Source organism: Pseudooceanicola sp. (genome assembly GCF_041987405.1).
GTDB lineage: Bacteria > Pseudomonadota > Alphaproteobacteria > Rhodobacterales > Rhodobacteraceae > Pseudooceanicola.
In genome coordinates, this window is sequence record NZ_JBHIWR010000002.1 from 323,532 (window position 1) to 348,793 (window position 25,262).

The 25,262-nt window shown below is 64.5% G+C and carries 28 protein-coding genes; 10 read left to right on the top strand and 18 right to left on the bottom strand.

The window, feature by feature from the left end:
* Positions 1–15: 15 nt before the first annotated feature.
* Together nusA and rimP are read right to left on the bottom strand one after the other, a co-directional pair.
* A complete protein-coding gene (gene nusA, locus ACFC2Y_RS06310) occupies positions 16–1,626 on the bottom strand; it encodes a transcription termination factor NusA (RefSeq protein WP_375174099.1) in 1,611 nt (536 codons plus the stop codon).
* A 2-nt stretch (positions 1,627–1,628) separates the two neighbouring features.
* Positions 1,629–2,198: a ribosome maturation factor RimP gene (gene rimP, locus ACFC2Y_RS06315; RefSeq protein ID WP_375174098.1), complete on the bottom strand. Its 570-nt coding sequence runs from the start codon at positions 2,196–2,198 to the stop codon at positions 1,629–1,631.
* A gap of 196 nt (positions 2,199–2,394) precedes the next feature.
* Between rimP and ACFC2Y_RS06320 the strand changes: the two genes are divergently transcribed.
* Entirely contained in the window at positions 2,395–2,826 is a 432-nt protein-coding gene (locus tag ACFC2Y_RS06320) for a PaaI family thioesterase (protein WP_375174097.1), read from the top strand.
* Between the two features lie 60 nt (positions 2,827–2,886).
* Here the strand turns inward: ACFC2Y_RS06320 and ACFC2Y_RS06325 are convergent, their stop codons facing one another.
* Positions 2,887–3,789, bottom strand: a complete 903-nt coding sequence (locus tag ACFC2Y_RS06325; RefSeq protein ID WP_375174096.1) for a glycine reductase — start codon at positions 3,787–3,789, stop codon at positions 2,887–2,889.
* Positions 3,786–4,769 (bottom strand): prolyl aminopeptidase, encoded by a 984-nt coding sequence (gene pip, locus ACFC2Y_RS06330; RefSeq protein ID WP_375174095.1) that lies wholly within the window; start codon positions 4,767–4,769, stop codon positions 3,786–3,788. Before pip ends, ACFC2Y_RS06325 begins: the two co-directional genes overlap by 4 nt.
* A gap of 49 nt (positions 4,770–4,818) precedes the next feature.
* On the opposite strand from pip, the gene ubiG reads away from it, so the two are divergent.
* Both ubiG and ACFC2Y_RS06340 read left to right on the top strand, forming a co-directional pair.
* Entirely contained in the window at positions 4,819–5,568 is a 750-nt protein-coding gene (ubiG, locus tag ACFC2Y_RS06335; protein ID WP_375174094.1) for a bifunctional 2-polyprenyl-6-hydroxyphenol methylase/3-demethylubiquinol 3-O-methyltransferase UbiG, read from the top strand.
* 42 nt (positions 5,569–5,610) lie between these two features.
* Positions 5,611–6,645: a sodium:calcium antiporter gene (locus tag ACFC2Y_RS06340; protein WP_375174093.1), complete on the top strand. Its 1,035-nt coding sequence runs from the start codon at positions 5,611–5,613 to the stop codon at positions 6,643–6,645.
* 3 nt (positions 6,646–6,648) lie between these two features.
* Here the strand turns inward: ACFC2Y_RS06340 and ACFC2Y_RS06345 are convergent, their stop codons facing one another.
* From ACFC2Y_RS06345 to ACFC2Y_RS06360, 4 genes are read right to left on the bottom strand one after another with little or no spacing between them, the layout of a single operon-like run.
* A complete protein-coding gene (locus ACFC2Y_RS06345) occupies positions 6,649–7,083 on the bottom strand; it encodes a MarR family winged helix-turn-helix transcriptional regulator (RefSeq protein ID WP_375174092.1) in 435 nt (144 codons plus the stop codon).
* Complete coding sequence (locus tag ACFC2Y_RS06350) at positions 7,080–7,913, bottom strand: carbon-nitrogen hydrolase family protein (RefSeq protein ID WP_375174091.1); 834 nt, start codon at positions 7,911–7,913, stop codon at positions 7,080–7,082. Before ACFC2Y_RS06350 ends, ACFC2Y_RS06345 begins: the two co-directional genes overlap by 4 nt.
* Positions 7,913–8,167, bottom strand: a complete 255-nt coding sequence (gene grxC / locus ACFC2Y_RS06355) for a glutaredoxin 3 (protein ID WP_375174090.1) — start codon at positions 8,165–8,167, stop codon at positions 7,913–7,915. Before grxC ends, ACFC2Y_RS06350 begins: the two co-directional genes overlap by 1 nt.
* Positions 8,168–8,195: 28 nt before the next feature.
* Positions 8,196–8,942 (bottom strand): ComF family protein, encoded by a 747-nt coding sequence (locus ACFC2Y_RS06360; protein WP_375174089.1) that lies wholly within the window; start codon positions 8,940–8,942, stop codon positions 8,196–8,198.
* A gap of 11 nt (positions 8,943–8,953) precedes the next feature.
* On the opposite strand from ACFC2Y_RS06360, the gene ACFC2Y_RS06365 reads away from it, so the two are divergent.
* Positions 8,954–9,781, top strand: coding sequence for a methyltransferase domain-containing protein (locus ACFC2Y_RS06365; RefSeq protein WP_375174088.1), 828 nt, complete (start codon positions 8,954–8,956; stop codon positions 9,779–9,781).
* A 51-nt stretch (positions 9,782–9,832) separates the two neighbouring features.
* Entirely contained in the window at positions 9,833–10,876 is a 1,044-nt protein-coding gene (hemH, locus tag ACFC2Y_RS06370) for a ferrochelatase (RefSeq protein ID WP_375174087.1), read from the top strand.
* A gap of 90 nt (positions 10,877–10,966) precedes the next feature.
* Here hemH and ACFC2Y_RS06375 read toward each other — a convergent pair whose 3' ends face one another.
* Both ACFC2Y_RS06375 and ACFC2Y_RS06380 read right to left on the bottom strand, forming a co-directional pair.
* Positions 10,967–11,146, bottom strand: coding sequence for a hypothetical protein (locus ACFC2Y_RS06375; RefSeq protein ID WP_375174086.1), 180 nt, complete (start codon positions 11,144–11,146; stop codon positions 10,967–10,969).
* A gap of 140 nt (positions 11,147–11,286) precedes the next feature.
* Complete coding sequence (locus ACFC2Y_RS06380) at positions 11,287–11,901, bottom strand: L,D-transpeptidase (protein WP_375174085.1); 615 nt, start codon at positions 11,899–11,901, stop codon at positions 11,287–11,289.
* A 178-nt stretch (positions 11,902–12,079) separates the two neighbouring features.
* Between ACFC2Y_RS06380 and ACFC2Y_RS06385 the strand changes: the two genes are divergently transcribed.
* Positions 12,080–12,628 (top strand): CAP domain-containing protein, encoded by a 549-nt coding sequence (locus tag ACFC2Y_RS06385; RefSeq protein WP_375174084.1) that lies wholly within the window; start codon positions 12,080–12,082, stop codon positions 12,626–12,628.
* Between the two features lie 18 nt (positions 12,629–12,646).
* Here the strand turns inward: ACFC2Y_RS06385 and ACFC2Y_RS06390 are convergent, their stop codons facing one another.
* The 6 genes from ACFC2Y_RS06390 to ACFC2Y_RS06415 form a co-directional block, all read right to left on the bottom strand.
* A complete protein-coding gene (locus ACFC2Y_RS06390; protein WP_375174083.1) occupies positions 12,647–13,144 on the bottom strand; it encodes a murein L,D-transpeptidase family protein in 498 nt (165 codons plus the stop codon).
* Between the two features lie 91 nt (positions 13,145–13,235).
* Complete coding sequence (locus tag ACFC2Y_RS06395; RefSeq protein WP_375174082.1) at positions 13,236–14,453, bottom strand: class I SAM-dependent RNA methyltransferase; 1,218 nt, start codon at positions 14,451–14,453, stop codon at positions 13,236–13,238.
* Positions 14,454–14,492: 39 nt separating this feature from the next.
* Entirely contained in the window at positions 14,493–16,334 is a 1,842-nt protein-coding gene (locus tag ACFC2Y_RS06400; RefSeq protein ID WP_375174081.1) for an ABC transporter ATP-binding protein, read from the bottom strand.
* A 41-nt stretch (positions 16,335–16,375) separates the two neighbouring features.
* Entirely contained in the window at positions 16,376–17,530 is a 1,155-nt protein-coding gene (locus ACFC2Y_RS06405) for a CCA tRNA nucleotidyltransferase (RefSeq protein WP_375174080.1), read from the bottom strand.
* Complete coding sequence (locus tag ACFC2Y_RS06410; RefSeq protein ID WP_375174079.1) at positions 17,530–18,132, bottom strand: CoA pyrophosphatase; 603 nt, start codon at positions 18,130–18,132, stop codon at positions 17,530–17,532. Before ACFC2Y_RS06410 ends, ACFC2Y_RS06405 begins: the two co-directional genes overlap by 1 nt.
* Entirely contained in the window at positions 18,122–19,114 is a 993-nt protein-coding gene (locus tag ACFC2Y_RS06415; protein ID WP_375174078.1) for an Hsp33 family molecular chaperone HslO, read from the bottom strand. The genes ACFC2Y_RS06410 and ACFC2Y_RS06415 overlap by 11 nt, the downstream gene beginning before the upstream one ends.
* An 82-nt stretch (positions 19,115–19,196) precedes the next feature.
* Here ACFC2Y_RS06415 and ACFC2Y_RS06420 point away from each other — a divergent pair, with 82 nt between their 5' ends.
* Positions 19,197–19,631, top strand: coding sequence for an NUDIX domain-containing protein (locus ACFC2Y_RS06420; RefSeq protein WP_375174077.1), 435 nt, complete (start codon positions 19,197–19,199; stop codon positions 19,629–19,631).
* Here ACFC2Y_RS06420 and ACFC2Y_RS06425 read toward each other — a convergent pair.
* Positions 19,621–20,904, bottom strand: coding sequence for a PP2C family protein-serine/threonine phosphatase (locus ACFC2Y_RS06425; protein ID WP_375174076.1), 1,284 nt, complete (start codon positions 20,902–20,904; stop codon positions 19,621–19,623). The genes ACFC2Y_RS06420 and ACFC2Y_RS06425 overlap by 11 nt on opposite strands.
* Positions 20,905–21,042: 138 nt before the next feature.
* On the opposite strand from ACFC2Y_RS06425, the gene ACFC2Y_RS06430 reads away from it, so the two are divergent.
* A complete protein-coding gene (locus tag ACFC2Y_RS06430) occupies positions 21,043–21,366 on the top strand; it encodes an Hpt domain-containing protein (RefSeq protein WP_375174075.1) in 324 nt (107 codons plus the stop codon).
* Between the two features lie 9 nt (positions 21,367–21,375).
* Here the strand turns inward: ACFC2Y_RS06430 and ilvA are convergent, their stop codons facing one another.
* A complete protein-coding gene (ilvA, locus tag ACFC2Y_RS06435; protein ID WP_375174074.1) occupies positions 21,376–22,611 on the bottom strand; it encodes a threonine ammonia-lyase IlvA in 1,236 nt (411 codons plus the stop codon).
* A gap of 105 nt (positions 22,612–22,716) precedes the next feature.
* Here ilvA and ACFC2Y_RS06440 point away from each other — a divergent pair, with 105 nt between their 5' ends.
* Positions 22,717–23,754, top strand: a complete 1,038-nt coding sequence (locus ACFC2Y_RS06440) for a hypothetical protein (RefSeq protein ID WP_375174073.1) — start codon at positions 22,717–22,719, stop codon at positions 23,752–23,754.
* 105 nt (positions 23,755–23,859) lie between these two features.
* The gene (locus tag ACFC2Y_RS06445) at positions 23,860–25,086 is read left to right on the top strand and encodes an argininosuccinate synthase (RefSeq protein WP_375174072.1); all 1,227 of its coding nucleotides are present in this window, start codon (positions 23,860–23,862) and stop codon (positions 25,084–25,086) included.
* The last annotated feature ends 176 nt before the right edge of the window (positions 25,087–25,262 follow it).

Sequence of the window (25,262 nt, forward strand, 5' to 3'; positions counted from 1 at the left end):
CGGGCCCTTTCCGGTTCAGGCGTCCGCCTGAACCTCAACCTCTTCAGAGGCCTCTTCGGCTTCCAGCTCCGCCGGATCGACCCAGCCCAGCATGACGCGTGCGTTCATGACCATGTGCTGCGCCTCTTCCAGCGAGACGTCGAAAGGTTCGAGAAGACCGTCATCCTTGACCCGCTCACCGTCGACAGTGGTCCAGCCACCGGCGAGTTCCCAGTCAGCACAGGTCGCAAAGTCCTCCAGCGTTTTCACACCATCTTCGGCCAGTGCCTGCACCATTTGGGGTGTCAGACCTTCGAAATCAATAAGGCTGTCCTCGGCACCCAGTTCACGGGCACGATCCAGCGCCGCCTTGGCCTGGGCTTCCAGCACGTCACGCGCACGGGCCTGCAGCTCGTTCGCCGTGTCCTCGTCCACCCCGTCGATGACCAGCAGTTCGTCGATCTCGACATAGGCCACCTCTTCGAGGTTGGTGAACCCTTCGGAGACCAGCAGCTGAGCGAAGAATTCGTCCAGGTCCAGCGTATCCATGAAGAGCTGGGTGCGCTCTTCGAATTCCTTCTGGCGACGGGCCGATTCTTCTTCCTCGGTCATGATGTCGATGTCGAGGTTGGTCAGCTGCGACGCCAAGCGCACGTTCTGACCGCGGCGACCAATGGCCAGCGACAGCTGTTCCTCGGGCACGACAACCTCGATCTTCCCGGCTTCCTCGTCCAGAACCACTTTCGACACTTCGGCCGGCTGCAGCGCGTTCACCAGGAAGGTCGGCTGATCCTCGTTCCACGGGATGATGTCGATCTTTTCGCCCTGAAGCTCGTTCACGACCGCCTGCACACGGCTGCCGCGCATACCCACGCAGGCGCCGACCGGGTCGATCGAGCCATCGTAGGAGATCACGGCGATCTTCGCGCGCGATCCGGGGTCACGGGCCACGGCCTTGATCTCGATGATGCCGTCGTAGATTTCCGGCACTTCCATCTTGAAGAGCTCGGCCATGAACTGCGGATCGGTGCGGCTGAGGAAGATCTGCGGCCCGCGCTGTTCGCGGCGCACATCCTTGACGTAGCAGCGGATCCGGTCGTTCGGGCGATAGCTTTCGCGGCCGATCTTCTCGTTCCGGCGCAGGATCGCCTCACCGGCCCCCACGTCGACGATGATGTTGCCGTATTCCTCGCGCTTGACCTGACCGTTGATGATCGTGCCGACGCGGTCCTTGAATTCCTCGTACTGACGATCCCGCTCGGCTTCGCGGACCTTCTGCAGGATCACCTGCTTGGCGCTCTGCGCGGCGATGCGGCCCAGTTCGACCGGCGGCACTTCCTCGACAAAGGTGTCCCCGATCTGCGGATCGGCCATGTACTGCTTGGCCTGCTCCACGGTCATCTCGGCCTGGTAGTTCTCCAGCTCTTCCTCGTCGACCACGGTGCGGACGCGGGTAAAGGTCGCGCGGCCGGTCTTCCGGTCGATGGAGACGCGGATGTCCATCTCGGCGCCGTAGCGGCTCTTTGCCGCGCGGGCGAGCGATTCTTCCATCGCCTCGACCACGAGACCCGGGTCGATCATCTTTTCGCGCGCAACGGCCTCGGCGGTTTGCAGCAGCTCAAGCTGATTTGCAGAGGTAATCGCCATTCTCAGTCCTCCTCGGAACCTGTCTCTGTCTCGATATCGTCAAACTGGCTTTCATCCAGATTGCCTTCGGCCTTCCGCGCCTTGAGCATCTCTTTGATAAGCTCGTCGGTGAGAACCAGCTTGGCATCTGCCAGCCAGTCGAAATGCAGCCCAACGGTGCCTTCGCTGATATTGATCAGCACCTCGTCCCCCTCGACCCCCGCAAGAACGCCCTTGAAGCGTTTGCGCCCGTCGATCAGTTCCGAGGTTTCCACCTTGGCCTCGTAGCCTTCATAGGCATCGAAATCCTTCAGCCGGGTCAACGGCCGGTCGATCCCGGGCGAGGACACTTCCAGCGTATAGGCATCCGACACCGGATCCTCGACATCCAGCACGGCGCTGACGGCCGTCGAAATCTCGGCACATTCATCGACCTCGATCCCGCCACCGGGGCGTTCGGCCATGATCTGCAACGTCTTGGTCTGACCACCCATCAGCCGCAGGCGGACCAGTTCGAACCCCATGTCGGTGATGACGGGTTCGACGATCTCTGCCAGGCGGCGGTCGATGGCGGTTTTGGCGATAAGGTCCATGCGGACGGGATCTCCGGGCACAAAAAAACGGGCGCGCGGCCCGTTGATGCATCCGGTGGAGCGTTTCGGCCAGAGCCTCAACACGCCGCTGTTGAGGGGCATATAGGCCCGCCCGGGGCGAATCGCAAGCGCATTCTGACCCCTCCCCCTTGCCGCGCACGCATGCTATCAGCGCCCGACGCGAAAGGACCGACCTGTGACCCCTGACAACCCCCTGCTTCCCCCCGACAATTCCTGGCACCCGGTCGAGGACGAGGGGTTCATCCACCACGTCGGCCCGATCTTCTACCGCGAGAACGGCGAGGATCCGCAGTGGATCGGGTTTCGCGCGGGCGAACATCACCGCAACCTCAACGGTGTCGTCCAGGGCGGCATGCTGATGACCCTGGCGGACCGTGGCCTCGGCCGTGTCGCCCGGGCGCGGCACGGCGGCAACCCGGTGGCGACGGTGACTTTCAACTACGATTTCCTCGACGCCGCGCGGATCGGGCGTTTTGTCGAAATCCGCCCCCGGGTAATCCGGGAAACCCGCAGCCTGGTGTTCATGGAGGGCGAGGTCATGGCGGACGGAGAGCTGATCGGCCGTGCCCATGGGCTGTGGAAGAAGCTGAAACAGAAGCCGGTCTGAAAGGGGCTTTGCCCCGCCGCTGTCAGCGGCTCCCCCAAAGCATTTGGAACCAGAAGAAGGTCAGGTCGCGTTTCGGATGTTCCGCGCCACCTCGCGATCCGCATGGGCCTTGGCGCGATGCGCGGCCATTTCGTCGGCAGAGCGGGTGGCGGGGTTGGAGTAGTCGCGTTTCCACGAAGGATCGTCCGACCATCGCTGCGGTGACTGCACGGTTGTCCGGCCACCCGGCGCACCCTCCAGAACCCGCAGGGCCAGCGACAGCGTTTCGGCCTGGGACTGCGGATCATGCGGTTTTCCGGCGGAATTCCCGAGCGGGAAGTCGGAAAACAGGAACCGCGGCGCGCCCACATGTTCCACGATGTCCTTGGCGCAGCCCATAATCACCGTGGGAATGCCATTGGCCTCCAGATGCCGGGCGATCAACGTGACCGACTGATGGCAGACCGGACAATTCGGCACCAGCAGCGCGGCCTCCGCCCCGTCCTCCTGACACCGGCGCAGGATCTCGGGCGCGTCGACCTCCATCGTGTGGCGGATCGAGCGGTTGGTGGGCAGCCCGTGGAACCGGGGAGTCAGCGCGCCGAACAGCCGTCCTTCGACCGCGCGCAGGGCAGACAGGGGAAACCAGCTGGCAGGATCCTCCATCGTGGTGTGATCCCGATCGATTGCCACATGGGAAATCCGCAGATCGTGATCCGTCCGCACATCCCCGGAATAGACCGAATAGAATTTCGCTGCCGCGTTGTAGGGCGCGCCCGGCCCCTGATCGCCCTTGTCGGCCTGATAGGGCGCCGCGGTGGTGATCAGGGCCAGTTTCGTCTCTGATACGGGCTTTTTCAGCCGGGCGAAGGGCACGTCCACATGATGCGCCCAGACATAGGGGTTGTCGAAACCCAGGGCGAGATACCAGTCGCGCGTGCGCTGCATGTAGGGCACGGGCACATCCGCCGCACCCATGGTCATTGGTCGAAGCTGCCCGCGGCGATCCGGTTCATCGCCCGGACCAGTTCGGCAGAAATCCCCGGCTCCGACAGGGCGTGTCCCGCATCGCGAACGATATGCAACTCGGCCCTGGGCCAGCGCGAGGCCAGCTCATGGGCCATGTGCGGCGGACAGATCATGTCGTAGCGGCCCTGCACGATCACGCCCGGGATATGGGCGATCCGATCCAGCCGGTCGAGGATCTGGTGATCCGCATCCAGCCAGCCGTTGTGGGTGAAATAGTGATTCTCCAGCCGCGCGAAGGCCCGTGCGTAATCCCCCGGCGCCTCGCCCCCGTGGCCGGAGGAGCCGATCGTCGCCAAAGCGTTTTCCCAGGCCGACCAGACGCGGGCATATTTCACTTCCTCCCGCAGATTGCCGGAGAAAAGCCGCCGGTGATAGGCGGCGATCATGTCGCCCCGCTCCTCCTCCGGGATCGGGTCCTGGAACCGGGCCCAGGCCTCGGGCCAGAACCGCCCCGCCCCGCCCTGGTAGAACCAGTCCAGTTCCGACCGGGTCATCAGGAAGACGCCGCGCAGGATGATGTTGCGCACATGTTCTGGATGGGTCTGGGCATAGATCAGCGACAGGGTCGCGCCCCAGCTTCCGCCAAAGACGATCCAGCTGTCGATCCCCAGCTCCGCCCGGATCTTTTCAATGTCCGCGACAAGGTGCCAGGTGGTGTTGTCAGTGACACTGGCATGGGGCCGCGACCGGCCACAGCCGCGCTGATCGAAGAGGATCACGCGATAATGGTTGGGGTCGAAATAGCGCCGCATCGCCGGGCTGCAGCCGCCACCGGGCCCGCCATGCAGAACCACCACAGGCACCCCATCAGGGTTGCCGCATTGTTCGAGATAGATCGTATGGCCATCGCCCACGTCCATCATCCGCTGATCGAAAGGGTCGATCGGCGGATAGAGATACGACACTGCGCTCTTTTGGCCCGAGGACTTGTCCATTACCTGCCCTATATAGAACGAAACGCAGCATGACCTCAGGGAGCCGGAAATGCAATCAACCGCCCAGGGCACGATCGACCCCGCCGAGGTGGCCAAGTTCGAAGCCATGGCCGCCGATTGGTGGAACCCGGACGGCAAGTTCAAGCCGCTGCATATGCTCAACCCCTGTCGGCTGGATTACATCACCAGCCAGATCGCGGCGGAGTTCGGGCGTGACCTCAAGACGGATCGCCCCTTCGAAGGGCTGCGCCTGCTGGACATCGGGTGCGGCGGCGGGCTGCTGTGCGAACCCATGGCGCGGCTTGGCGCAACGGTGATCGGTGCCGATGCCGCTGCGGGGAATATCCCCGTCGCCCGCATCCATGCCGAACAATCCGGGCTGGAGATCGACTATCGCCACACCACGGCCGAGGATCTGGCGGCCGCGGGTGAACGGTTCGATGTCGTGCTCAACATGGAGGTGGTGGAACATGTGGCCGATCCGCTCTCCTATCTCACCGCCTGCTACGATCTGCTGAAACCCGGCGGGCTGCACATTTGCTCCACCATCAACCGCAATCCCAAGAGCTTTGCCATGGCCATCGTCGGGGCGGAGGTCATCATGCGCTGGCTGCCGCGCGGCACCCATGACTGGAAAAAGTTCATCACCCCAGATGAGCTGTTCGATCTGATGCGTCATGCCGGGCTGGACCCGGTGGATCGCAAGGGTTTTGTCTTCAACCCGGTCTCCTGGCAATGGCGCCTGTCCGACCGGGATCTTTCGGTGAACTATGTCACTGCCGCGCTGCGCCCCGCCTAAACCTGCGCGGACCTCCCGGCCACGGCAGGGCGGCGACCGGGGATGATCGCGGCGCTCTCCGTTCCCGCTGTCCTGGCGCTTTTCCTCGGCTGTGCGACAGTCATCGCCATCTGCGGCGTGATGATGACCGGCCGGGCCGACACGCTGGCCGACCGTACCGGCCTGGGCGAGGCATTGGTCGGGGCGTTGATCCTGGGTGCGGCCACCTCCCTATCGGGCACGGTCGTGTCGGTCACGGCGGCGCTGGACGGCCGGGCCTCCCTCGCCTTTTCGAACTCCATCGGCGGCATCGCGGCGCAGACCGCCTTCCTGGCCATCGCGGACATGAGTTTCCGCCGCGCCAACCTTGAACATGCGGCGGCGGAGGCGACGAACCTGATCCAGGGCGTCCTCCTGATCGCCCTGCTCTCGCTGCCCCTCGTTGCGCTGACGGCGCCGGAGGTGACGCTCTGGGCCATGCATCCGGTGTCTTATGCCATCCCGCTTGTCTATCTCGGCGGCATGGCGGTGTCGCGGCAGGTACGACAAACGCCGATGTGGCGCCCGGTCGAAACCTCCGACACCCGCGCCGACACGCCGGAGGAGGAAGAGCAGGAGACAAAGCGCCAGTCCACCCTGCGGATCGGGGCGGAATTTGCCGCCCTCATGGCGGTTATGGGGTTCGCCGGCTGGCTCATCGCGCAAAGCGGCTCGGCCCTGATCGACCAGATCGGCCTGTCCGCTTCGCTGGTCGGGGCGCTGATGACGGCGGTGGCGACCTCCCTGCCGGAACTGGTGACAACCCTCGCCGCCGTGCGTCGCGGGGCGCTCCAGCTGGCCGTCGGCGGCATCATCGGCGGCAACATGTTCGACACGCTCTTCCTGACGCTGTCCGACGCGGCCTATCGGGACGGCAGCCTCTACCACGCCGCCACCGGCGAGGATTACTTCTGGATCGCGACCGGCATTATGATGACGACCGCCCTGCTCGCCGGGCTGATCGTGCGGGAACGGCATGGACCCGCAAGGATGGGGGTCGATTCCCTGACGCTGATCCTGATCTATCTGGGCGCGATCGCCATTCAGGCCGTCAGGTAAGACCTACTCCAGCTTGCCGCGCAATTCACGCAGGATCGGCAGCACGGCGCGCACCTTGTCCGGGCCGAGATCGCCGATCAGCTCCTCCACCATCGGGGAAATCGCTTCCAGCGTCGTGTCCCGGGCCAGACGACCGGCCTTGGAGATCCCCACCAGCTTGCGCCGCGCATCGTCCCAGTCCGGGCGGATATGCACATATCCCGCCCATTCCAGCCGCGACAGCGTGTTGGTCATCGCCCCGCGCGTCACGTGGAACGCCTGCGCCAGCTGCGCCGGGGTCCGCTCCTCCGCCACATGCGCCAGATGGTTGAGCACGGAGAAATGCGAAATCTCCATCCCCTTGGGCATCACCCTGGACAGACGGTTGCGAACCAGTTGATCGGCCGTGAGAATTTCGCTGAAGAGCGCAATGGCAAGGGCGTTGGTCGGGTCAGTCATACGTCCAGCGTGAACTCCCGGTCATGGCTGAGCGAGGGGACACGGCGTCGCGCCTCCTCCACCGCGCCGAGGTCGATATCGACAAGATAGACCCCCGGCTCCGTCCCCGCATCCAGCAGCACCTCGCCCCAGGGCGCCACGACCAGCGAATGCCCATGGGTGCTGCGCGCCTTGCCCTTCACCGCCGCATGGGTGCCGCATTGCGCGGGCGCTATGACGAAACAGCCGGTCTCGATCGCGCGGGACCGCAGGATCGGTTCCCAATGGGCGGCACCGGTCACCGGCGAAAACGCCGCGGGAACCGTCAGGATGGTCGCACCGGCATGGGCCAGCGTGCGGTAGAGCTTGGGAAACCGCAGGTCATAGCAGATCGTCATCCCGATCTTCGCAAAGCCCGCATCCGCCACCACGGCCCGCTCGCCGGGGCGATAACCATCACTTTCGCGATAGGTCTCCTCCGGTGTGACCTCCACGTCGAACATGTGGATCTTGTCGTACCAGCCCGCAATCTCCCCCTCGGGCGAAATCAGGAAGGACCGGTTGGCAAATCGCCCGTCCGCATCCCCGGTCTTCACCCCGATGGAACCGAGCAGCAGCCAGACGCCCTGCGCCCGCGCTTCCTCGACCATTCCGGCGAGGAAACCGTTCCCCGCCTCGCGTTCAAGCACGGCGTTCTGATGCGAGCGGCTGGTCGAGACGCAGTTCGTGACCTCGGGCGTCAGCACGAACTCCGCCCCCTGCGCCACCGCATCGCGGATCATCCCGCGCACCATGTCCAGGTTGTCCTCCGGCTGATCGGAGGAGGTGATCTGTAGCAGCGCGACTTTCATCAGCCCGCCAGCATCGGGTCGAGCTTGCCCGCACGCTCCAGCTCATAAAGCTCGTCGCAGCCACCGACGTGGGTCGCGCCCACCCAGATCTGAGGCACGGTGCGGCGGCCGGACTTCTCCATCATTTCCTGTTTCTTCTCGGCGCTGCGCATTACGTCGATCTCTTCATAGGCGACGCCCTTGCCATCCAGCAGCCGCTTGGCCGCGTGGCAAAAGCCGCAAATGGGGGTTGTGTAGATAACCACGGGTTGCATGAGGGACTCCGGTTTGTTTCCCGGGAACCTAGGGCGCTTTGACCGCCCGCGCCAGTGTCAGAACCGAAACCTCTGCCGCACCGGCCCGCAGAACGGCCTCTGTCGCCGCCGAAAGCGTCGCGCCGGAGGTCATCACATCGTCGATCAGCAACACCGGCCGGCCCTGCGCCATCGCGGCCCGGCGCGGGTTGATCGTCAGCGCGTCACTCATCACCGCAAACCGGGCCTCCCGACCCTTGCCGTCCAGCACAGGCGTCGCCACCCGACGCAGCAGGAGATCGGGGCAGAACGTTAGCCCCAGCCCCCGCGCCACGCCGCGCCCCAGCAGGACCGACTGGTTGTAGCGGCGTTTGATGCGCCGCCGCCAATGCAGCGGCACGGCGGTCACCACCATCCCCGGGCGCACCAGCTCCCGCCCGGCTTGGGCCATCCAGCGCGCGGCGGGCCGGGCAATATCCAGTCGGTCCCCATGTTTCAGCCCCAGCACCAGCTTGCGCCCGGTCCCGCGATAGATCAGCGCCGTGCGCCCCGCGACCCAGGGCCGTTCGATTACCAGACAATCATCACATAGCTCCTCCGCGACGGCATGATCCGCCATCAGTGGCGCCCCGCAGCCATGGCAGGCCGGTGCCCCGACAAAGGGCGTGTCGCGCCAGCAGGTCCCGCACAGCCCCTGCTCCTCCGCGACAAGGGCATCGCAGGTCAGACAGGTCGGCGGATAGATCAGCCGCAGCGCCGCCAAACCCCCCGTTTGCAGTATCTGTACGGCCCGCATATCTATCCCCCATGACCGGATCGCAGCCCCCCCGCCTGACCGACCGCACGGCCCTTGCCCGCAACCGCGCAAGGGCCCGGGACGCCGCATTGTTCCTGCACGACATGGCCATCGAGGACATTCAGGATCGCCTCGCCATGGTTAACAGGACCTTTACCGCCCCGGCGGTGGTCACAGGTCACCCGGGGAAATGGGCGAACATCGCTGGAACAGAGACGAAAATCGTCGCGGATGACGACATCCTTGACCTTGCCGAAGGCGCCCATGATCTGGTGATCCATGCCATGGCGCTGCACTGGGCCGATGATCCCGTGGGCCAGATCATCCAATGCACCCGGGCGCTTCGGCCCGACGGGCTGTTTCTTGCGATCCTGCCGGGCGGACAGACCCTGACCGAGTTGCGCGCAGCCCTTGGCCAGGCGGAGGTGGAGGTCACCGGCGGCCTTTCCCCCCGCGTCGCCCCGATGGCGGAAATCCGTGACCTTGGCGCGATCCTGCAGCGGGCGGGCCTGGCCCTGCCGGTGGCCGACGGCCATCCCTTCACCGTCAGTTACACTAGCCCCCTGCACCTGATGCGGGAGCTGCGTGAGATGGGCGAGGCGAACGCCCTGCACGCCCGCCTGCGCCAGCCGACCCGTCGAGCGGTCCTGACCCGCGCCGCCGAAATTTACGCCCAGGCCTATGCCGGTGACGATGGCCGCATCCCCGCGACCTTCGACCTGATCACCCTGACCGGATGGGCCCCCGACGACAGCCAGCCCAAGCCGCTGCGCCCCGGGTCTGCCGCGCAACGCCTGGCCGATGCGCTGAATGCGCGCGAAGTGCCGCTGAAGGATTGACCCAAGCGTCGAAGTCGCTAGGTCCGTCTCAACAGATGTGAGGGACAGAATATGACAGATCGCCCGGCCTATGCCCCCGCCGACCACCCCCGCCTGCCCAGGGAAAAGGTCGGTGTGCTGATTGCCAATCTCGGCACCCCCGATGACACCAGCTATTGGCCCATGCGCCGCTATCTGAACGAGTTCCTGTCAGACAAGCGCGTGATCGACTATCCCAAGTGGAAGTGGCAGCCGATCCTTCAGGCCATCGTCCTGACATCCCGGCCCTTCAAGTCCGGCGCGGCCTACCGGTCGATCTGGAACGAGGAGGCGGATGAATCGCCCCTGATGACCATCACGAAACGGCAGGTGGCCAAGATGACCACCGCGCTGGAGGATCGCTATGGCGATCAGGTGATGGTCGATTTCTGCATGCGCTACGGCAATCCCTCCACCCCCTCGGTGGTGAAGAAGATGGTCGCGGCCGGCTGCACGAAGATCCTGTTCTGTCCGCTTTATCCGCAATACGCCGGGGCCACGACAGCCACCGCCAACGATCAGTTCTTCCGCGCGCTGATGGACGAAAAATGGCAGCCGGCCTCACGCACCCTGCCGCCCTATTTCGACGATCCCGCCTATATCGACGCCCTCGCCGAATCGGTGGAACGGGCTTACGCGGCGGCCCCGGAGACGCCCGATCTGCTGATCTGTTCCTACCACGGCCTGCCGTTCCGCTACCTGACCGAGGGCGATCCCTATCACTGCCAATGTCAGAAAACGACACGCCTGCTGAAGGAACGGCTGGGCTGGTCGGATGACCGGATCATGACGACCTTCCAGTCGAAATTCGGTCCCGAGGAATGGCTGCAGCCCTACACGGTCGAAGAGGTCGCCCGCCAGGCCGAGAAGGGTAACAAGAAGATTGCGGTCATCGCCCCGGCCTTCAGCGCCGACTGCATCGAGACGCTCGAAGAGATCAACGAAGAGATCAAGGAAAGCTTCGAAGAGGCGGGCGGTGAGAGTTTCACCTATATTCCCTGCCTCAATGACGACGACGCGCATATCGCCGCACTGGTTGGCCAGATTGGCGAAAACCTGAGGGGCTGGCTGGACTGACCGGTCCGCCCGCCCTCAAGGGCCAGACCCCGGACAACGAAAAAGGCGGCGCCGAGGCACCGCCTTTTCCCTGAATTGCTTCAGCTGATCTTAGGATGCAGCAGCAGCGGCAACAACGGCCAGCAGCAGCAGCGGGATCAGGATGCCAGCGGACGAAGAGGTGGTCTCTTCGACGATGACCGGTGCTTCGATAACCGGCTCCGAGTAGGAACCTGCGGTTGCGGTCGAAGCTGCAGCTGCCAGAGCGGCGGCGAGAACGAGTTTCTTCATAGTATCCTCCAGATATTAGCTGGCAGGCACACACACCTATCCAGCACCCAAGACTTACCTCGTACTACGTTCTAATCAGCAATTCCGGGCGATTGCAAATGCTTGTTCATCCCCCGGCTTGCTGCGACGCCGCAATGTCGTCAAATAAGCAACACCTGTGTCCCGACATTGGTCAGATCGAAGAGTTCGGTGATGTGTTCATTGTACAGACCGATGCATCCGTTCGACGAGCGGCGCCCGATCTTGCGCGTGTCGTGGGTGCCGTGGATGCGGTAATAGGTCCATCCGAGGTAGAGCGCGAGAGGCCCCAGCGGGTTGTCCGGCGCCCCCCCTTCGACCACGGCGGGCCATTCCGGATTGCGCTTGCGCATGTTCGGCGTCGGCCGCCAGGTCGGCTTGACCACTTTCTGCACCACACTGGTCCGCCCGCGCCGCGTCAGTTCTTCGGACACTGGAACGGAGGTGGGGTAGAGCTTGTAGGTCGACTGGTCCGAAGACCAGAAATGCAGGGCCCGGCTGTCGATATCGACAAGAATCGCCCCGTTGTTCGTGTTCGAGAAATAGGGCCGCCAGTCCAGCGACCGGAAGCTGGAGATATTGTGGCGCACGACCTCGTTTGGGTCGCGCTCCACCTCGGTCGAATTCTGGAAGGGGGAGGCGTAGTTGCTGTCCGTGCTCTGCCCGAGGGCAGGCGTCGCGAGGACGGCGGCGGTGCCGGTAAGAAAGGCGCGGCGGGAGGGGGTTCGGCTGCTCATGTCTGACCTAACGGATCGTTTACTGGAATGGGGCTCGCATCGGCACATGATATGGCGTCAATACGACAGAGACAAATCAAAGCCACGCGACCTGCCCCCAAAACGTTTGCGGGTTTGATCAAGACCGCAGCTTTGGATAGGACAGAGCGAAAGAGGACAATCAATGGGACAGAGATCCATGCGGCTACCCCTGATGATCGCCACGGCGCTGATCACCCTGACTGCAGCCTGTGTAGAGGCCCCGACGTCACAGCCGAACCGCCTGGGGGCCGATGGGAAACCTCTGCCCAAGCTTTACCGTATCCCTCTGAACGCAAAGCAGAAAATACCTTATGAGGTGCTGGACGCCGTGAACAGCCTGCGCGCTGCCGCAGGCGCTCCGCCGGTGGAACTGGACAACCGCCTGACCGCCGCCGCCGCCACCCATGCGCAGGATATGGCGCGTCAGAACCGCCCATGGCACTTCGGGTCCGACGGCTCCAACCCGATCGACCGGGTGCGTCGCGTCGGCTATTCCGGCGCTATGTTGGGCGAAAATATCTCCGAAACCTATGAAACGGAGATCGAGACACTCGCAGCCTGGATGGATCAGGACGACACCCGCCGTGTGATTCTCGACCGCCGCGCACAGCACATGGGCTTTGCCTGGCATCAGGAAAACAATGGCAAGCTCTGGTGGACGATGATCATGGGCGGTGGCGTGCCGATGCCGCAGCCCGGCCTCTGACCGCCACCGAAACGAAGGTCAGGGATAAATCGTGACGATCGTCCCGTCCTTCACCATGGCATAGATATCTTCCATCTCGGCGTTCTTCACCGCGATGCAACCCGCCGTCCAATCGCGCCGCGAGGCTTTCTTGAACCGGTTCGGTTGCCCGTGGAAGAAGATGTCTCCGCCGGGGTTCTTGCCCTGTGACGTGGCAAAGGCGACATCGGTGGTATTGGGATAGTTGATCCCGACGGATAGGTGAAACTCGCTGTTCGGATTGCGGCGGTCGATCCGGTAGGTCCCCTCCGGCGTCTTGCCATCGCCCTGGAACTGCTTGTGCCCGACCGGCGCGAAGCCCAGGTCGATGTTGTAGCTTTCCAGCACCTGGTTGCCATGCATCAGGTACATCTTGCGGTCCGACTTGTAGACCAGCACCTGCGTCACTTCGGGCCCGTTGTAGACCTTGAACTTGGACGCGCAGCCCGACAGCGCAAAGGCCATCACCACCGCAAGGATCAGAGAGAGAACACGCATCGATTTTCGCCTCGGAGTTTTTTGCCCTTATACCCCGAAACCCCCCGGTCGGAGAAGAGCGGACCAAGGGCTCACGATCATGTGAGACGGGTCAGCCGCGCCGGAACCCGGCCACCAGTTCCACATGCGGCGACCAGCGGAACTGATCCACCACCGTGACCGGCGACATGACATAACCCGCCGCGACCAGCTGTGCCGCATCGCGGGCAAAGCTCACCGGGTTGCAGGAAACATGGGCGATCACCGGTACCCCGGACCGTGCCAGTTCCGCGATCTGTGCCTGCGCCCCGGCGCGCGGCGGGTCTATGACCGCGGCGTCGAAACCCCGCAGCTCATCCGGCAGCAGGGGGTTGCGAAACAGATCCCGTGCTATGGCGGTGACCTGTTTGACCCCCTGTGCCTCGCGCCACCCACGGTCGAGCGCGGCGATCATCGCCTTGTCGCCCTCGACCGCCAGGATTTCCGCCCGCAGGGCAAGCGGCAGGGAAAACGTCCCCGACCCTGCAAAGAGATCGACGATCCGTCCCGCGCCGCCCGTGATCTCCTCCACCGCCGACAACAGTGCCGCCTCACCCTCCCGCGTGGCCTGCAGGAAGGCGCCCGGCGGCGGCACAACCCGCGCCGGGCCGAACTGCTGATAGGGCGGGCGGCGCATGGCGATCACCTCCCCGTCCCAGGCCAGTCGCGCCAGATCCAGCGCTTCCGCCGCCTGGGCAAGGTCCGTCTCCAACGCCCGATCCGCGAGCTTGCCGCGACTGACGGCGATATCGAGGCCCGATTCCGACAGCGTCGCCAACACCGCAAGCTCGCCCTTCCGCGACCCGCCAACCTGCGCCAGCTCCGCCGCCACCGGCAGCGCCGCCATCAGATCGGGATGCAGCAGCTGACACTCCGGCACCTCGACAATGGTCCCCGAGGCGCGGCCATGAAACCCGGCCAGCGCGCCCTTTTTGGTGCGTCGCGCCGACAGTCCCGCACGACGGCGCGACCGGGGCTGAGAGGTCTCTATTCCGGCGATATCCGCATCCAGCCCCTGCGCGCGCAGCGCCTCCCGCACGATCCCGGCCTTCCATTCGGCGACGAAATCATCCGAGGCATGCTGCACCCGACAGCCACCGCAGCTTTTGAAATGCCGACAGGGCGCGCTCACGCGGTCCGAGGACGGGGTGAGGATCCGCAGATCGGTCAGCCGGTCGCCCTCCACCAAGCCTTCGACAACCTCGCCCGGCAGGGTCATCGGCGCATAAAGGGGCCCGGGCGCGATCCCGTCCCCATGATGGCCCAGTCTTTCGATCCTGAATTCGCTCATACCGTTCCGATAGCGCGCCGCGCGCGCCGGGGCCAAGCCCTATTCGGCGGCATCCTGCGCCCCGATGAACCCGCCCGACTGACGGTTCCAGTAGCGCGCATAAAGCCCGCCACGCGCCAGCAGCTCGTCATGCGTGCCGATCTCGACCACACGACCATCGTCCAGCACGGCGATCCGATCCATATGCGCGATGGTCGACAGGCGGTGCGCGATGGCCAGCACCGTCTTGCCCTCCATCACCCGCTCCAGCGCCCCCTGGATCGACGCTTCGACCTCCGAATCCAGCGCCGAAGTAGCCTCGTCCAGCACCAGGATCGGCGCATCCTTCAGGATCGCGCGGGCCAGGGCAATCCGCTGCCTCTGCCCGCCGGAGAGCTTCACCCCCCGCTCGCCCAGGCGCGCCTCATATCCCTCATGCCCCATGTGATCGGCCAGCAGACGAATGAAATCATCCGCCTCCGCCTTCGCCGCCGCGGCCTCGACCTCCGCCTCCGTAGCCTCCGGACTGCCGTAGCGGATGTTCTCCAACGCCGACCGATTGAACATTGCGGTTTCCTGCGTGACCATGCCGATCTGCCGCCGCAGACTGTCTTGGGTGACGCCAGAGATATCCTGCCCGTCGATCAGAATGCGACCCTGTTCCGGGTCATAAAGGCGCATCAGCAGCGCCACGAGGGTGGATTTTCCCGCCCCCGACGCCCCGACAATGCCCAGCTTTTCGCCCGGATGGATCGTCAGATTGATGTCCTGAACACCGCCGATCTGCCTCCCATAGGCAAAGCTCAGCCCGTCAAAGATGACTTGCCCCTGCGTGACGGTCAGATCCACGGCCTCCGGGTCATCATCCAGCCGATGCGGCCGCGCCAGCGTGCGCATCCCGTCTTCCAGCTCGCCGATCTTGGCGGAAATGCCCATCAGCGTGAAACTGATCCAGCCGGTCATCTGCGCCAGCCGGATCGCCACCGTGCCCGCCGCGACAACCGACCCGATCGTCGTGCCCCCCGCGGACCACAGCCACAGCGATCCGCCCACCAACAGCACCGGCAGCACCCCGGCCAGGGTCATCAGGCAGACCCGAAACGCGACGGAGACCTTGGCGAAATCCAGCGCTCGCGCGCGAAACTGGTCGATCGCCCGCAGCGCGACGCGATCCTCATGTTCCGCATGGGCAAAGAGCTTGACCGTCTTGATATTGGTGATCGTATCCACCACCTGACCCGAAACCATCGCCCGCGCCGCCGCCCGCGCCTTGGACCGGGCTCGAATGCGCGGCAGGAAATAGCGGATCAGCACGGCATAACCGCCCAGCCAGATCCCGAACATCGCCACCAGCCACGGGTCGATGGTAAAGATCAGCACCGCCGCCCCGATCAGCGAGGCCAGGCCGAAGATGACCGAATTGATCGTCTCCATCGTGATCTCGGTCATCGCCGAAGCGCTTTGCATCTGCTTCTGCGCGATGCGCCCGGCGAAATCATTGTCGAAATAGGTCACGCTCTGCCCCAGGGTCCAGCGATGCAGCCGCGTCAGGCTGAGGCTGAAGACATTGGGCATGATGACCAGCGTATTCGCGGCCGAGGACAGACCCATGAGCACAGGTCGCGCCAGCAGGAAAAAGACCACGGCGATCAGCACCATGGTCAGGCTCTCACCGGTGAAGGCTGCCTCCGGCCCCGCCTCGGTCGCGCTGTCGATCACCGCGCCCAGAACCCAGGCCGATCCGACCTCCACCGTTCCGGCGATGGCAGACAGGACAACCGCGATCAGAACGACCGGCCAGGCGCCGCGCAGCAGCCAGCCGATATAGGCCAGCAGCGTCAGAGGCGGCGGACCCTTGGCCCGTTGGAACGGGTCGATGAAACGTGTGGTGTCGACAGGCATGAAATTATCCTTTGGCAGAACCTAGCGCGAAATGGCGCGGTTCAACCATCCCCGCAGGACAAAAGGGTGTCCTTGTCCAGATCGAAGCCCGAGGCGATCCAGCGCGCCTCCAGCGCCGCCAGTTTCCGGCCCAGTGCGGCGCCCTCGACCTCCGGCATCAGATCTGCGGCGGTGACTGGAAAGACCGCATCGGCCCCGGCCTGCGCCGCGCTCAGATCCCCCGGTACGAGGGGCTGTTGCAGCACCGCGCTGCGCAGCAAAAGGACGTCGCGCGCCAAATCAAAACCGTGCCGGTACGCCAGTTCCCCGGCACTCGCCATCGCGCCGATCCCGTCGCGCAACAGCTCCAGCCGCCGCCCTTCGTCCCGCGACAGTCGAAGGGCGGAAACAGGCTCTAAACCGCCCAAAACGGCCAATCTTCTGATGGCATCCGGCGCGATGTCCCCCTCCAGATGCACCAGTGGGGCCAGAGCCCTGTCATCGGCACCGGGCAGCACCTGGGCTAGCACGCCAGTCTGCCGCATCACGGCCACGGCGGGCGCGGGATCGGGGGCGGCGAGCAGCTTGCGCATCTCATGCCCGATCCGTTCGCGCGACAGGCGGGCCATCCCCTCCGCCCCTTCGGCGATCGCCGCCAGGGCCTCCGCATCCATCCCCTGATCGGGGTCGCCATACCAGGCATGAAACCGGAAGAACCGCAGGATGCGCAGGTAATCCTCGGCAATGCGTTCCGCCGGATCCCCGACAAACCGCAGCCGCCGCGCCCGCAGGTCGGGCAGACCGCCCAATGGATCGACGACCTCCCCCTCCGGCGTGGCGTAGAGCGCATTCATCGTGAAATCCCGCCGCGCCGCGTCATCCGCCACATCGTCGGAGAAATGCACGGTGGCATGCCGCCCGTCCGTCTCGATGTCGCGGCGAAAGGTCGTGACCTCATGCCCCAGACCCCCGGCGACCAGCGTTATCGTACCGTGGTCGATCCCCGTCGGCACCGCCTTGATCCTCGCGGCCTTGGCCAGGTCCATCACCCGCTCCGGCCGCGCATCCGTGGCAATGTCGATATCCCCGACCGGCCGGTCCAGCAGCGCATCACGCACGCAACCGCCGACAAACAGCGCCCTGTGGCCCCCATCCTGCAACATCTGGCACACCGCCCGCGTCCCCGGATGATCCAGCCAGGCGCCCGCGATCCGCATCAGCCCAGCCTGTCCGCCAGGACCCGGCAGATCCGCGCCGTCGCGCCCCAGATGTAATATGGCCCCCAGGGCACGGTGAAGTAATAGCGCTTGCTGCCCAGCCACCGCCGCCCCTGAACGCTGTAGTTCGAAGCGTCCAGCAGATGTGCCAGCGGCACCTCGAACACCTCTTCCACCTCTCCCGGCTCCGGCACCCGCACAAAATCGTCTCTGATACGGGCAATAACCGGGGTGACGGAAAAGACGCTGACCGTCTCATGCCGGGGCAGATAGCCCAGGACATCGACCTGCGACATCGGCAGGCCGATCTCTTCCTCCGCCTCGCGCAGCGCGGCCTCGGTCACATCGGCATCCGTCTCTTCCTGCTTGCCACCCGGGAAAGCGATCTGCCCCGGGTGGTGTTTCAGGTGAGAGGTCCGTTTGGTCAGGACGACCCAGATCTCCCCCTGCCGCTCGATCAGCGGAACAAGGACACCGGCCGGGCGCAGTTTGCCCGGCGGGTTCGACGATTGATCGCCGTTCAGATCGAAATCCGACGAGGCTTCGCCCGGCAGCGCCAGCGCGGCGCGGATACGCTCGTAACTCTCCGGCTCAGCCTTCATCGCGATCTTCGGCCTCGAATCCGACGCTCTTCGGGTCCAGCACGTAATGCGCGCCGCAGAACTGGCAATCGGCAGTGACTGTGCCCTCATCCGTGGTCATCTTCTGGATGTCCTTGGCGGAATAGATCGACAGCGACTGCCGCACCTTGTCCTCGGAGCAGGAGCAACCAAAGCGCACCGGCTGCGCATCAAAGACCCGCGGCTGTTCCTCGTGAAACAGCCGGATCAGCAGGTCGGTCGGGGTCACCGAGGGGCCGATAAGCTCCAGCTCGTCCACCGTATCGAGGTGGAAGTTCACCCGGTTCCAGGCTTCTTCCTCGTCCCCCTCGACCAGATCGGAGGCGACGAGCAGCCCGCCCTCGCCCGTGCCGCCTTCACCGGAGGCATGCGGGCTGGCCTTCGGCATGACCTGGATCATGACCCCGCCGGCGCGCCAATGTTCGACGCCGCCTGCCTCCGTCGACTTGCCGAAGGTCAGCGAAAACCGCGTCGGAAGCTGTTCCGACTGCGCAAAATACCCCTCCGCGGCGGCCCGGATGGACCCCCCGGCCAGCGGCGCGATCCCCTGATAGGGTTGCATCCCCTTCCCCTGGTCGATCAGCACGGCGAAATACCCCTTGCCAATCTGGTCAAAGGCGGGTCCGTCGCTCAGCCGGTCCTTGTCGAAGGAGGCGTAGGCGCGAATGCGCGCGGGCTCCCCTTCCTCGGTCGGGCCGTAGTAATCCGTGGCAATCATCCGCACCGGCCCATCCGACTGGACCTGCAGCGACAGCTTCCAGCGCAGCTTGATCGTCTGCCCGATCAGGGCGGTCAGCAGGGCCATCTCGGCCACCAGCGCCTCGACCTGCGGCGGGTAGGCGTGCTGTTTCAGGATGTTGCCCAACACCCCGTCCAGCCGGGCCACCCGGCCACGCACATCAGACACATCAAGCTGGAACGGCAGTACAGTGTCGTCCCAGGCCAGTTTCGCACCAATTGTCATGGGGTTTCCTTCCGCGCGCGCCCTTGGCATATCTTGCGGACCACCTAGGGGCAAGAAGTCCCGGTTACAAGGGAACCCCGCTATGCGCCGTTACGGAGACGCCCCCGAACCAGGCCGAAACTACGAGGCGCGCCCCGGGGTCTATGCGATCCTGCCCCGCGGCGGCACCCTGCTGCTGACCCATCAGGAGGAACCGGTGCCGGAGTTCCAACTGCCCGGCGGCGGCATTGATCCCGGCGAATCCCCCCTGCGTGCCCTGCACCGCGAGGTGTTCGAGGAAACCGGCTGGCATATCGCGGCGCCGCGCCGCGTCGGGGTGTTCAAACGCTATACCTTCATGCCGGAATACGACAAATGGGCCGAAAAGATCTGCACCATATATGTCGCCTGGCCCGTCCGCCCCATAGGTCCGCCGACCGAACCCGGACATATGGCCATCTGGACGCCTGTCGATCTGGCCCCCTCCCTTCTGGCCGATCCGGGCAGCGCCGATCTGCTGGCCCGGCTCATCCGCTAGCCCCCGGCCCCAAGTAGTCGAAGAGGATGGCCGAGACATCGTCTTCGAACCATGCCTCCCCCCGGTCCTGCGCCAGGGTCCAGACCAGCGATTCCAGCATCCCCATCCCGCGAATGCCCCGCAAGCTGCCGATCAGCCGGATCAGCCCATCGTCGCCCAGCATCTCGCCCGCCGCATCGGTGCATTCGGTCACCCCGTCCGACAGCAGCAGCAGACGATCCCCCGGCGCCAGCCGATCCTCGATCCGGTCAAAACTGGCCTCCTCCAGCAACCCGACCGGGAAACCACCCTGCCCCAGAAGTTCAACCCGCCCGTCGGCGCGGATCACCACCGGATGCGGGTGCCCGGCCTGAACCAACGCGACCCGGCCCGTCGCCAGATCAATATCCGCCAGCGCGAGGGTGAAATAATGCGCGCTCGCCATCTCCGTCAGGGCGATGGTGTTCAACTTGGCGGCGATGGCATCGGGCGGCAGACCGTCGAACCCCTGCTCCGCCCCGATCAGCCCGACATTCTGGTTCGGCACGGCGGAAGACAGAAACCCCGCCAGCCGCGCGGTCATCAGGGCCGAACTGATCCCGTGACCGGACACGTCGATCGAATAGACGACAACCCTGTCCTGCTCGACCGGATAATAGCCGACCAGATCGCCCCCAACCCGGCCCGCCGTCCGCAATATCTGCGACACCTGCCCCCGCCCGAAATCCACCTGACGCTCGCGCACCAGAGACTGTTGCAGCTTCTTCGCCTCCAGCAGGTCACTGTCGATGGAATCGTACAGTTGCTGCAATTCATGCAGGGTTTCCGCGATCAGGTGGTTCTTTTCGGTCAGCTCCCGATGCATGTCGTGAATACGCTCTCCGGCGGTCAGCCGGGCCCGCAGCTCCGCCGAATTCACCGGTTTCGTCAGGAAATCATCTGCCCCGCTGTGTAACCCCTCGGCCACGTCGATCTTGTCGGCCTTGGAGGTCAGCAGAATGAAATATCCGTATTGCTCCTTCGGCAGATCGCGAAAAGCGCGGCAGAACTCCGGCCCCGAGAGGCCCGGCATCATCCAGTCGGAAATCACGATGTCGGGGGGCGTTTGGCGGCAGATCTCCAGCGCGGCGTCGCCTGTCGCAGCCTCTGTCACCTCATACCCCCAGCGAGAGAGGGTCATCCCCAGAATATGTCGCTGCATCCGGCTGTCATCGACGACCAGCACCCGGCGCGCGGCCCCGGGCCGGGTCGCCGCGCCGGGACCTGCCCTGGAAACATCTGTAGCCCGTATCATGAAACCGCCGCATACCGTTTCACCGTTTATCGCCGCCGGACCGCTAATACCCCGTTAAACATAAAATTTTTCGTTCTGATTGAGAACTTGGTAAGCCCCTGTCGCTAGGTTGCCCCCGGATACAGCGGGTATGGCGACATGATTGACTGGGGCAAGGTGACCGAACTTGTGGCCGATGTCGGCGCCGACGGTTTTGACGAGGTTCTCACCCTCTTCCTGCAGGAGGTCGAAACCGCCCTGCAGACCATCGCCCTGGCCGAGGATCTCGAAGCGGCCCTGCATTTCGTCAAGGGCTGCGCCCTCAACCTCGGGTTCGAGGACTTCGCCCGATGCTGTGCCGAGGGGGAGGCGCTGGCCGCCCGCGGCCGACCCGACGAGGTCGACCTGGAAACGCTGCATCGCATCTACTGGCAAAGCCGCGCGCTGTTCCTTTCGGAGGTGCGCGAGCGCATCGCCGCCTGATCGCTTACCCTAGATCAGGAACTCCGCCAGGATCGTATCCTGGGTGATGTCGCGATAGGCAAAACCGCTGTCTTCCAACCGGGCGAACAGCCCATCGAAATCCGCCGCCTCCCGCGCCTCGATCCCGATCAGGACAGAGCCAAAGTTGCGCGCCGATTTCTTCAGGTATTCGAACCGTGCAATATCATCATTCGGACCCAGCAAGTTCAGGAACTCCTTCAACGCCCCGGGCCGCTGCGGCAACCGCAGGATCAGGTATTTCTTCACGCCCGAGAATCGCTGCGCCCTCTCCTTCACCTCCGGCAGGCGTTCGAAATCGAAATTCCCGCCGGATGTGATGCAGATCACGCGCTTGCCCCTGATCTCCTCCCGGATGGCCCCCAGAACATCCACCGCCAGCGCGCCGGCGGGTTCCAGCACGATCCCCTCGATGTTCAGCATCTCCAGCATGGTGACACAGATCCGGTCCTCCGGCGCCGAGAGAACATCCTCCGCCGCGATCCCCTTGAGCCGCGCAAAGGGCCTCTCGCCGATCCGGGCGACAGCCGCGCCATCAACGAAACTGTCGACCCGGTTCAAAGTGACCGGCTCCCCCGCATCCACCGCGGCGGCCAGTGACATGCCCCCCGCCGGTTCAACGAATTTCAGTCTCTGGTCAGGCCCGAAATAGCTCCGGATACCCGCGGACAACCCCCCACCACCAACGGGAAGCACGATCAGATCGGCCCCGCCCGGCATCTCCGCCTCGATCTCCGCCGCGATACTCGCCTGACCCAGGATCACGTCCTCATCGTCGAAGGGCGCCAGGAAATGCCCGCCTTCGGTGGCGCAGAAGTCCTGCGCCTCGGCCAGCGTGTCGTCGAAATAGTCCCCGATCAGGCGGATCTCGACGAACTCGCCGCCAAAGATCTTGGTCTTCTCGATCTTCTGCTGCGGCGTCGTCACCGGCATGAAGATCACACCCAGCACCCCGAAATGCCGACACATATAGGCCATGCCCTGCGCATGGTTCCCCGCGCTGGCACAGACAAAGAGCGTCGCCCCCTGCGCCCGCCGCATCGCATTGAACGCCCCGCGCAGCTTGTAGCTGCGCACCGGCGACAGATCTTCGCGCTTCAGCCAGATATCGGCGTTGAACTTGTCGGACAGGTGGTCATTGCGCAGCAGCGGCGTGGCCGGAAAGACCGACCGCATCGCCACCATGGCCGCCCTCGCGCGGTCCCGGAACTCTTCTATCTCGCTCATGGCATCAGCAATGACCCGCCGCTTCACACCTGGCAACCCGCCTTCCCCTTATTTCGCCATATTTGCCCTGTTACCTTTTGGTCAAAGCTTGGAAGGAGACCTGGAATGTCCAGAATTAGAACCTGCACCGCCATCGTCGCGGCCTCTGCTCTTATGCTGTCGCCGATGGCGATAGAACTGCCCGGGGCTGGCCCCACCGCGGCTTTTGCCAAAGGCAACGGTGGTGGAAACGGCGGCGGGAACGGTGGCGGAAATGGCGGCGGGAACGGCGGTGGAAATGGTGGCGGCAACGCAGGTGGCAAAGGCCACGGCGGCCAATCTGCCAGCGCCGGAAAATCCGGCGCCTCTCACGGTGGCGGCCGCGGCAACGGTGGTGGCAATGGTCTCGGCAAAGGCCTCAACAGCTTCTTCAGCGCCCTGACCGGGACGACGACGACCAAATCGCGCGGCGCCGGTGCCAAGACCGCCCAGAAGGCCACCTCCCGTCCCGCCAGCAAACCGGCGCAGAAATCCCAGATCGTTCAGACTTCGGTCCGTCCATCCGCCCGGAAAAACGGCGCCATTGCCTCCGAACTCAAGGCGCTGAACGCAGCCCATGCGAACTATCACGCCTATGCCAATGCCGCACCTAACAGCCAGGTCGGCCGGATCGCGGCCTTCGCCGCCGCCAGTGCCGCCATCGACGCCCTGCAGGATGACGTGGCCGAAGCCAATCTCGCCCTGGCGGCCGCCCAGCAAGACTATCTGGAGACCACCAACGCTATCGCGGATCTCACTCAGGAGCTTGAAGCGGCCAAAGAAGCAACGACCCCCGATGATAGTCTGATCGCGGAGCTCGAAGCCGAACTGGCCGACGCCGAGGCGCTGGCGGATACCCAGGCCGCAGAGCTGGAGTCCCTGGAAGCGACACTGGACGAGGCCGAAACCACCCTCGCCGAGAAGGAAGAGGAGGCCGCAAATACCTTGCCCGAGGTCGCAGACCTGTCGCCCGAAGCCCTGGAGGCCTTTGAGGCCATGATCGGCGACAAGCCGGCCCAGGCTGCCGCGCTTCAGGACGAGGCAGAGGACGACGCCCCCGTTGACGACGAACAGATCGTCGCGGTCGAGGAACAGGTCGAAGACCCCACCGTCGTCACCCAGTAACCCCTTGCGGGGCGGCTAATACCGCCGCCCCGCGCCCCTGCGGCCACCTTGTGCCGCCTGCAAAAACCCGCTATCGCCCCGCTGGACCAAAACAAGGGGATCAGCATGAGCGCGCCGAAGAAAGTCGTCCTGGCCTATTCCGGGGGCCTCGACACCTCGATCATCCTGAAATGGCTGCAAACCGAATATGGCTGCGAGGTCGTGACCTTCACCGCCGACCTTGGCCAGGGCGAAGAACTCGATCCCGCCCGCAAGAAGGCCGAACTGCTCGGCATCAAGCCGGAAAACATCTACATCGAAGACATCCGCGAAGAATTCGTCCGCGATTTCGTCTTCCCGATGTTCCGTGCCAATGCGCTCTACGAAGGGCTTTACCTCCTCGGCACCTCCATCGCACGTCCCCTGATCTCCAAACGCCTGGTCGAGATCGCCTTCGAAACCGGTGCCGATGCCGTGGCCCATGGCGCCACCGGCAAGGGTAACGATCAGGTCCGCTTCGAACTCAGCGCCTATGCCCTCGACCCCTCGATCAAGGTGATCGCCCCCTGGCGCGAATGGGACCTGACCTCCCGCACCAAGCTGCTGGAGTTTGCCGAACAGAACCAGATCCCGATCGCCAAGGACAAACGTGGCGAAGCACCCTTCTCCGTCGATGCGAACCTCCTGCACACCTCCTCCGAAGGCAAAGTGCTGGAAAACCCCGCCGAAGAGGCTCCGGATTACGTCCTCCAGCGCATCACCCGCCCCGAGGACGCGCCGAACGAACCGGAATTCGTCGAGATCACCTTTGAAAAGGGCGACGCCGTCGCCATCAATGGCGAGGCCATGTCCCCGGCCACGATCCTCACGAAACTGAACGAACTGGGCGGCAAGCACGGCATCGGCATCCTCGATCTGGTGGAAAACCGGTTTGTCGGCATGAAATCCCGCGGCATCTACGAAACCCCCGGCGGCACCGTCCTGCTGGAGGCGCACCGCGGTATCGAACAGATCACCCTCGACAGCGGCGCGGGCCACCTGAAAGATTCGATCATGCCCCGCTATGCGGAGCTGATCTACAACGGCTTCTGGTTCTCCCCCGAGCGCGAGATGCTGCAAGCCCTGATCGACAAGAGCCAGGAGCATGTCTCCGGCACCGTCCGACTGAAGCTCTACAAGGGCGCCGCCCGCACCGTCGCGCGCTGGTCCGACCACTCCCTCTACTCCGAGGCGCATGTGACCTTCGAGGAAGACGCCGGCGCCTACGACCAGAAAGACGCCGCCGGTTTCATCCAGCTGAATGCGCTGCGGCTGAAACTGCTGGCCGCACGGAACCGCCGCCTCAAGGGCTGAGCGCCGCACAAGCGAATTGAACAAGCCGCCGGACCAACCCCGGCGGCTTTTTCGTCTTCATCTTGCCAAAAAAACTCCGGGGGAGCGCGAGGGGGCAGCGCCCCCTCGTTTCCCGCGTCAGTCAACGTCGCGTCATGCTTGCGAAATCTTCACGACCTGACGTTAACGTAAGCGGA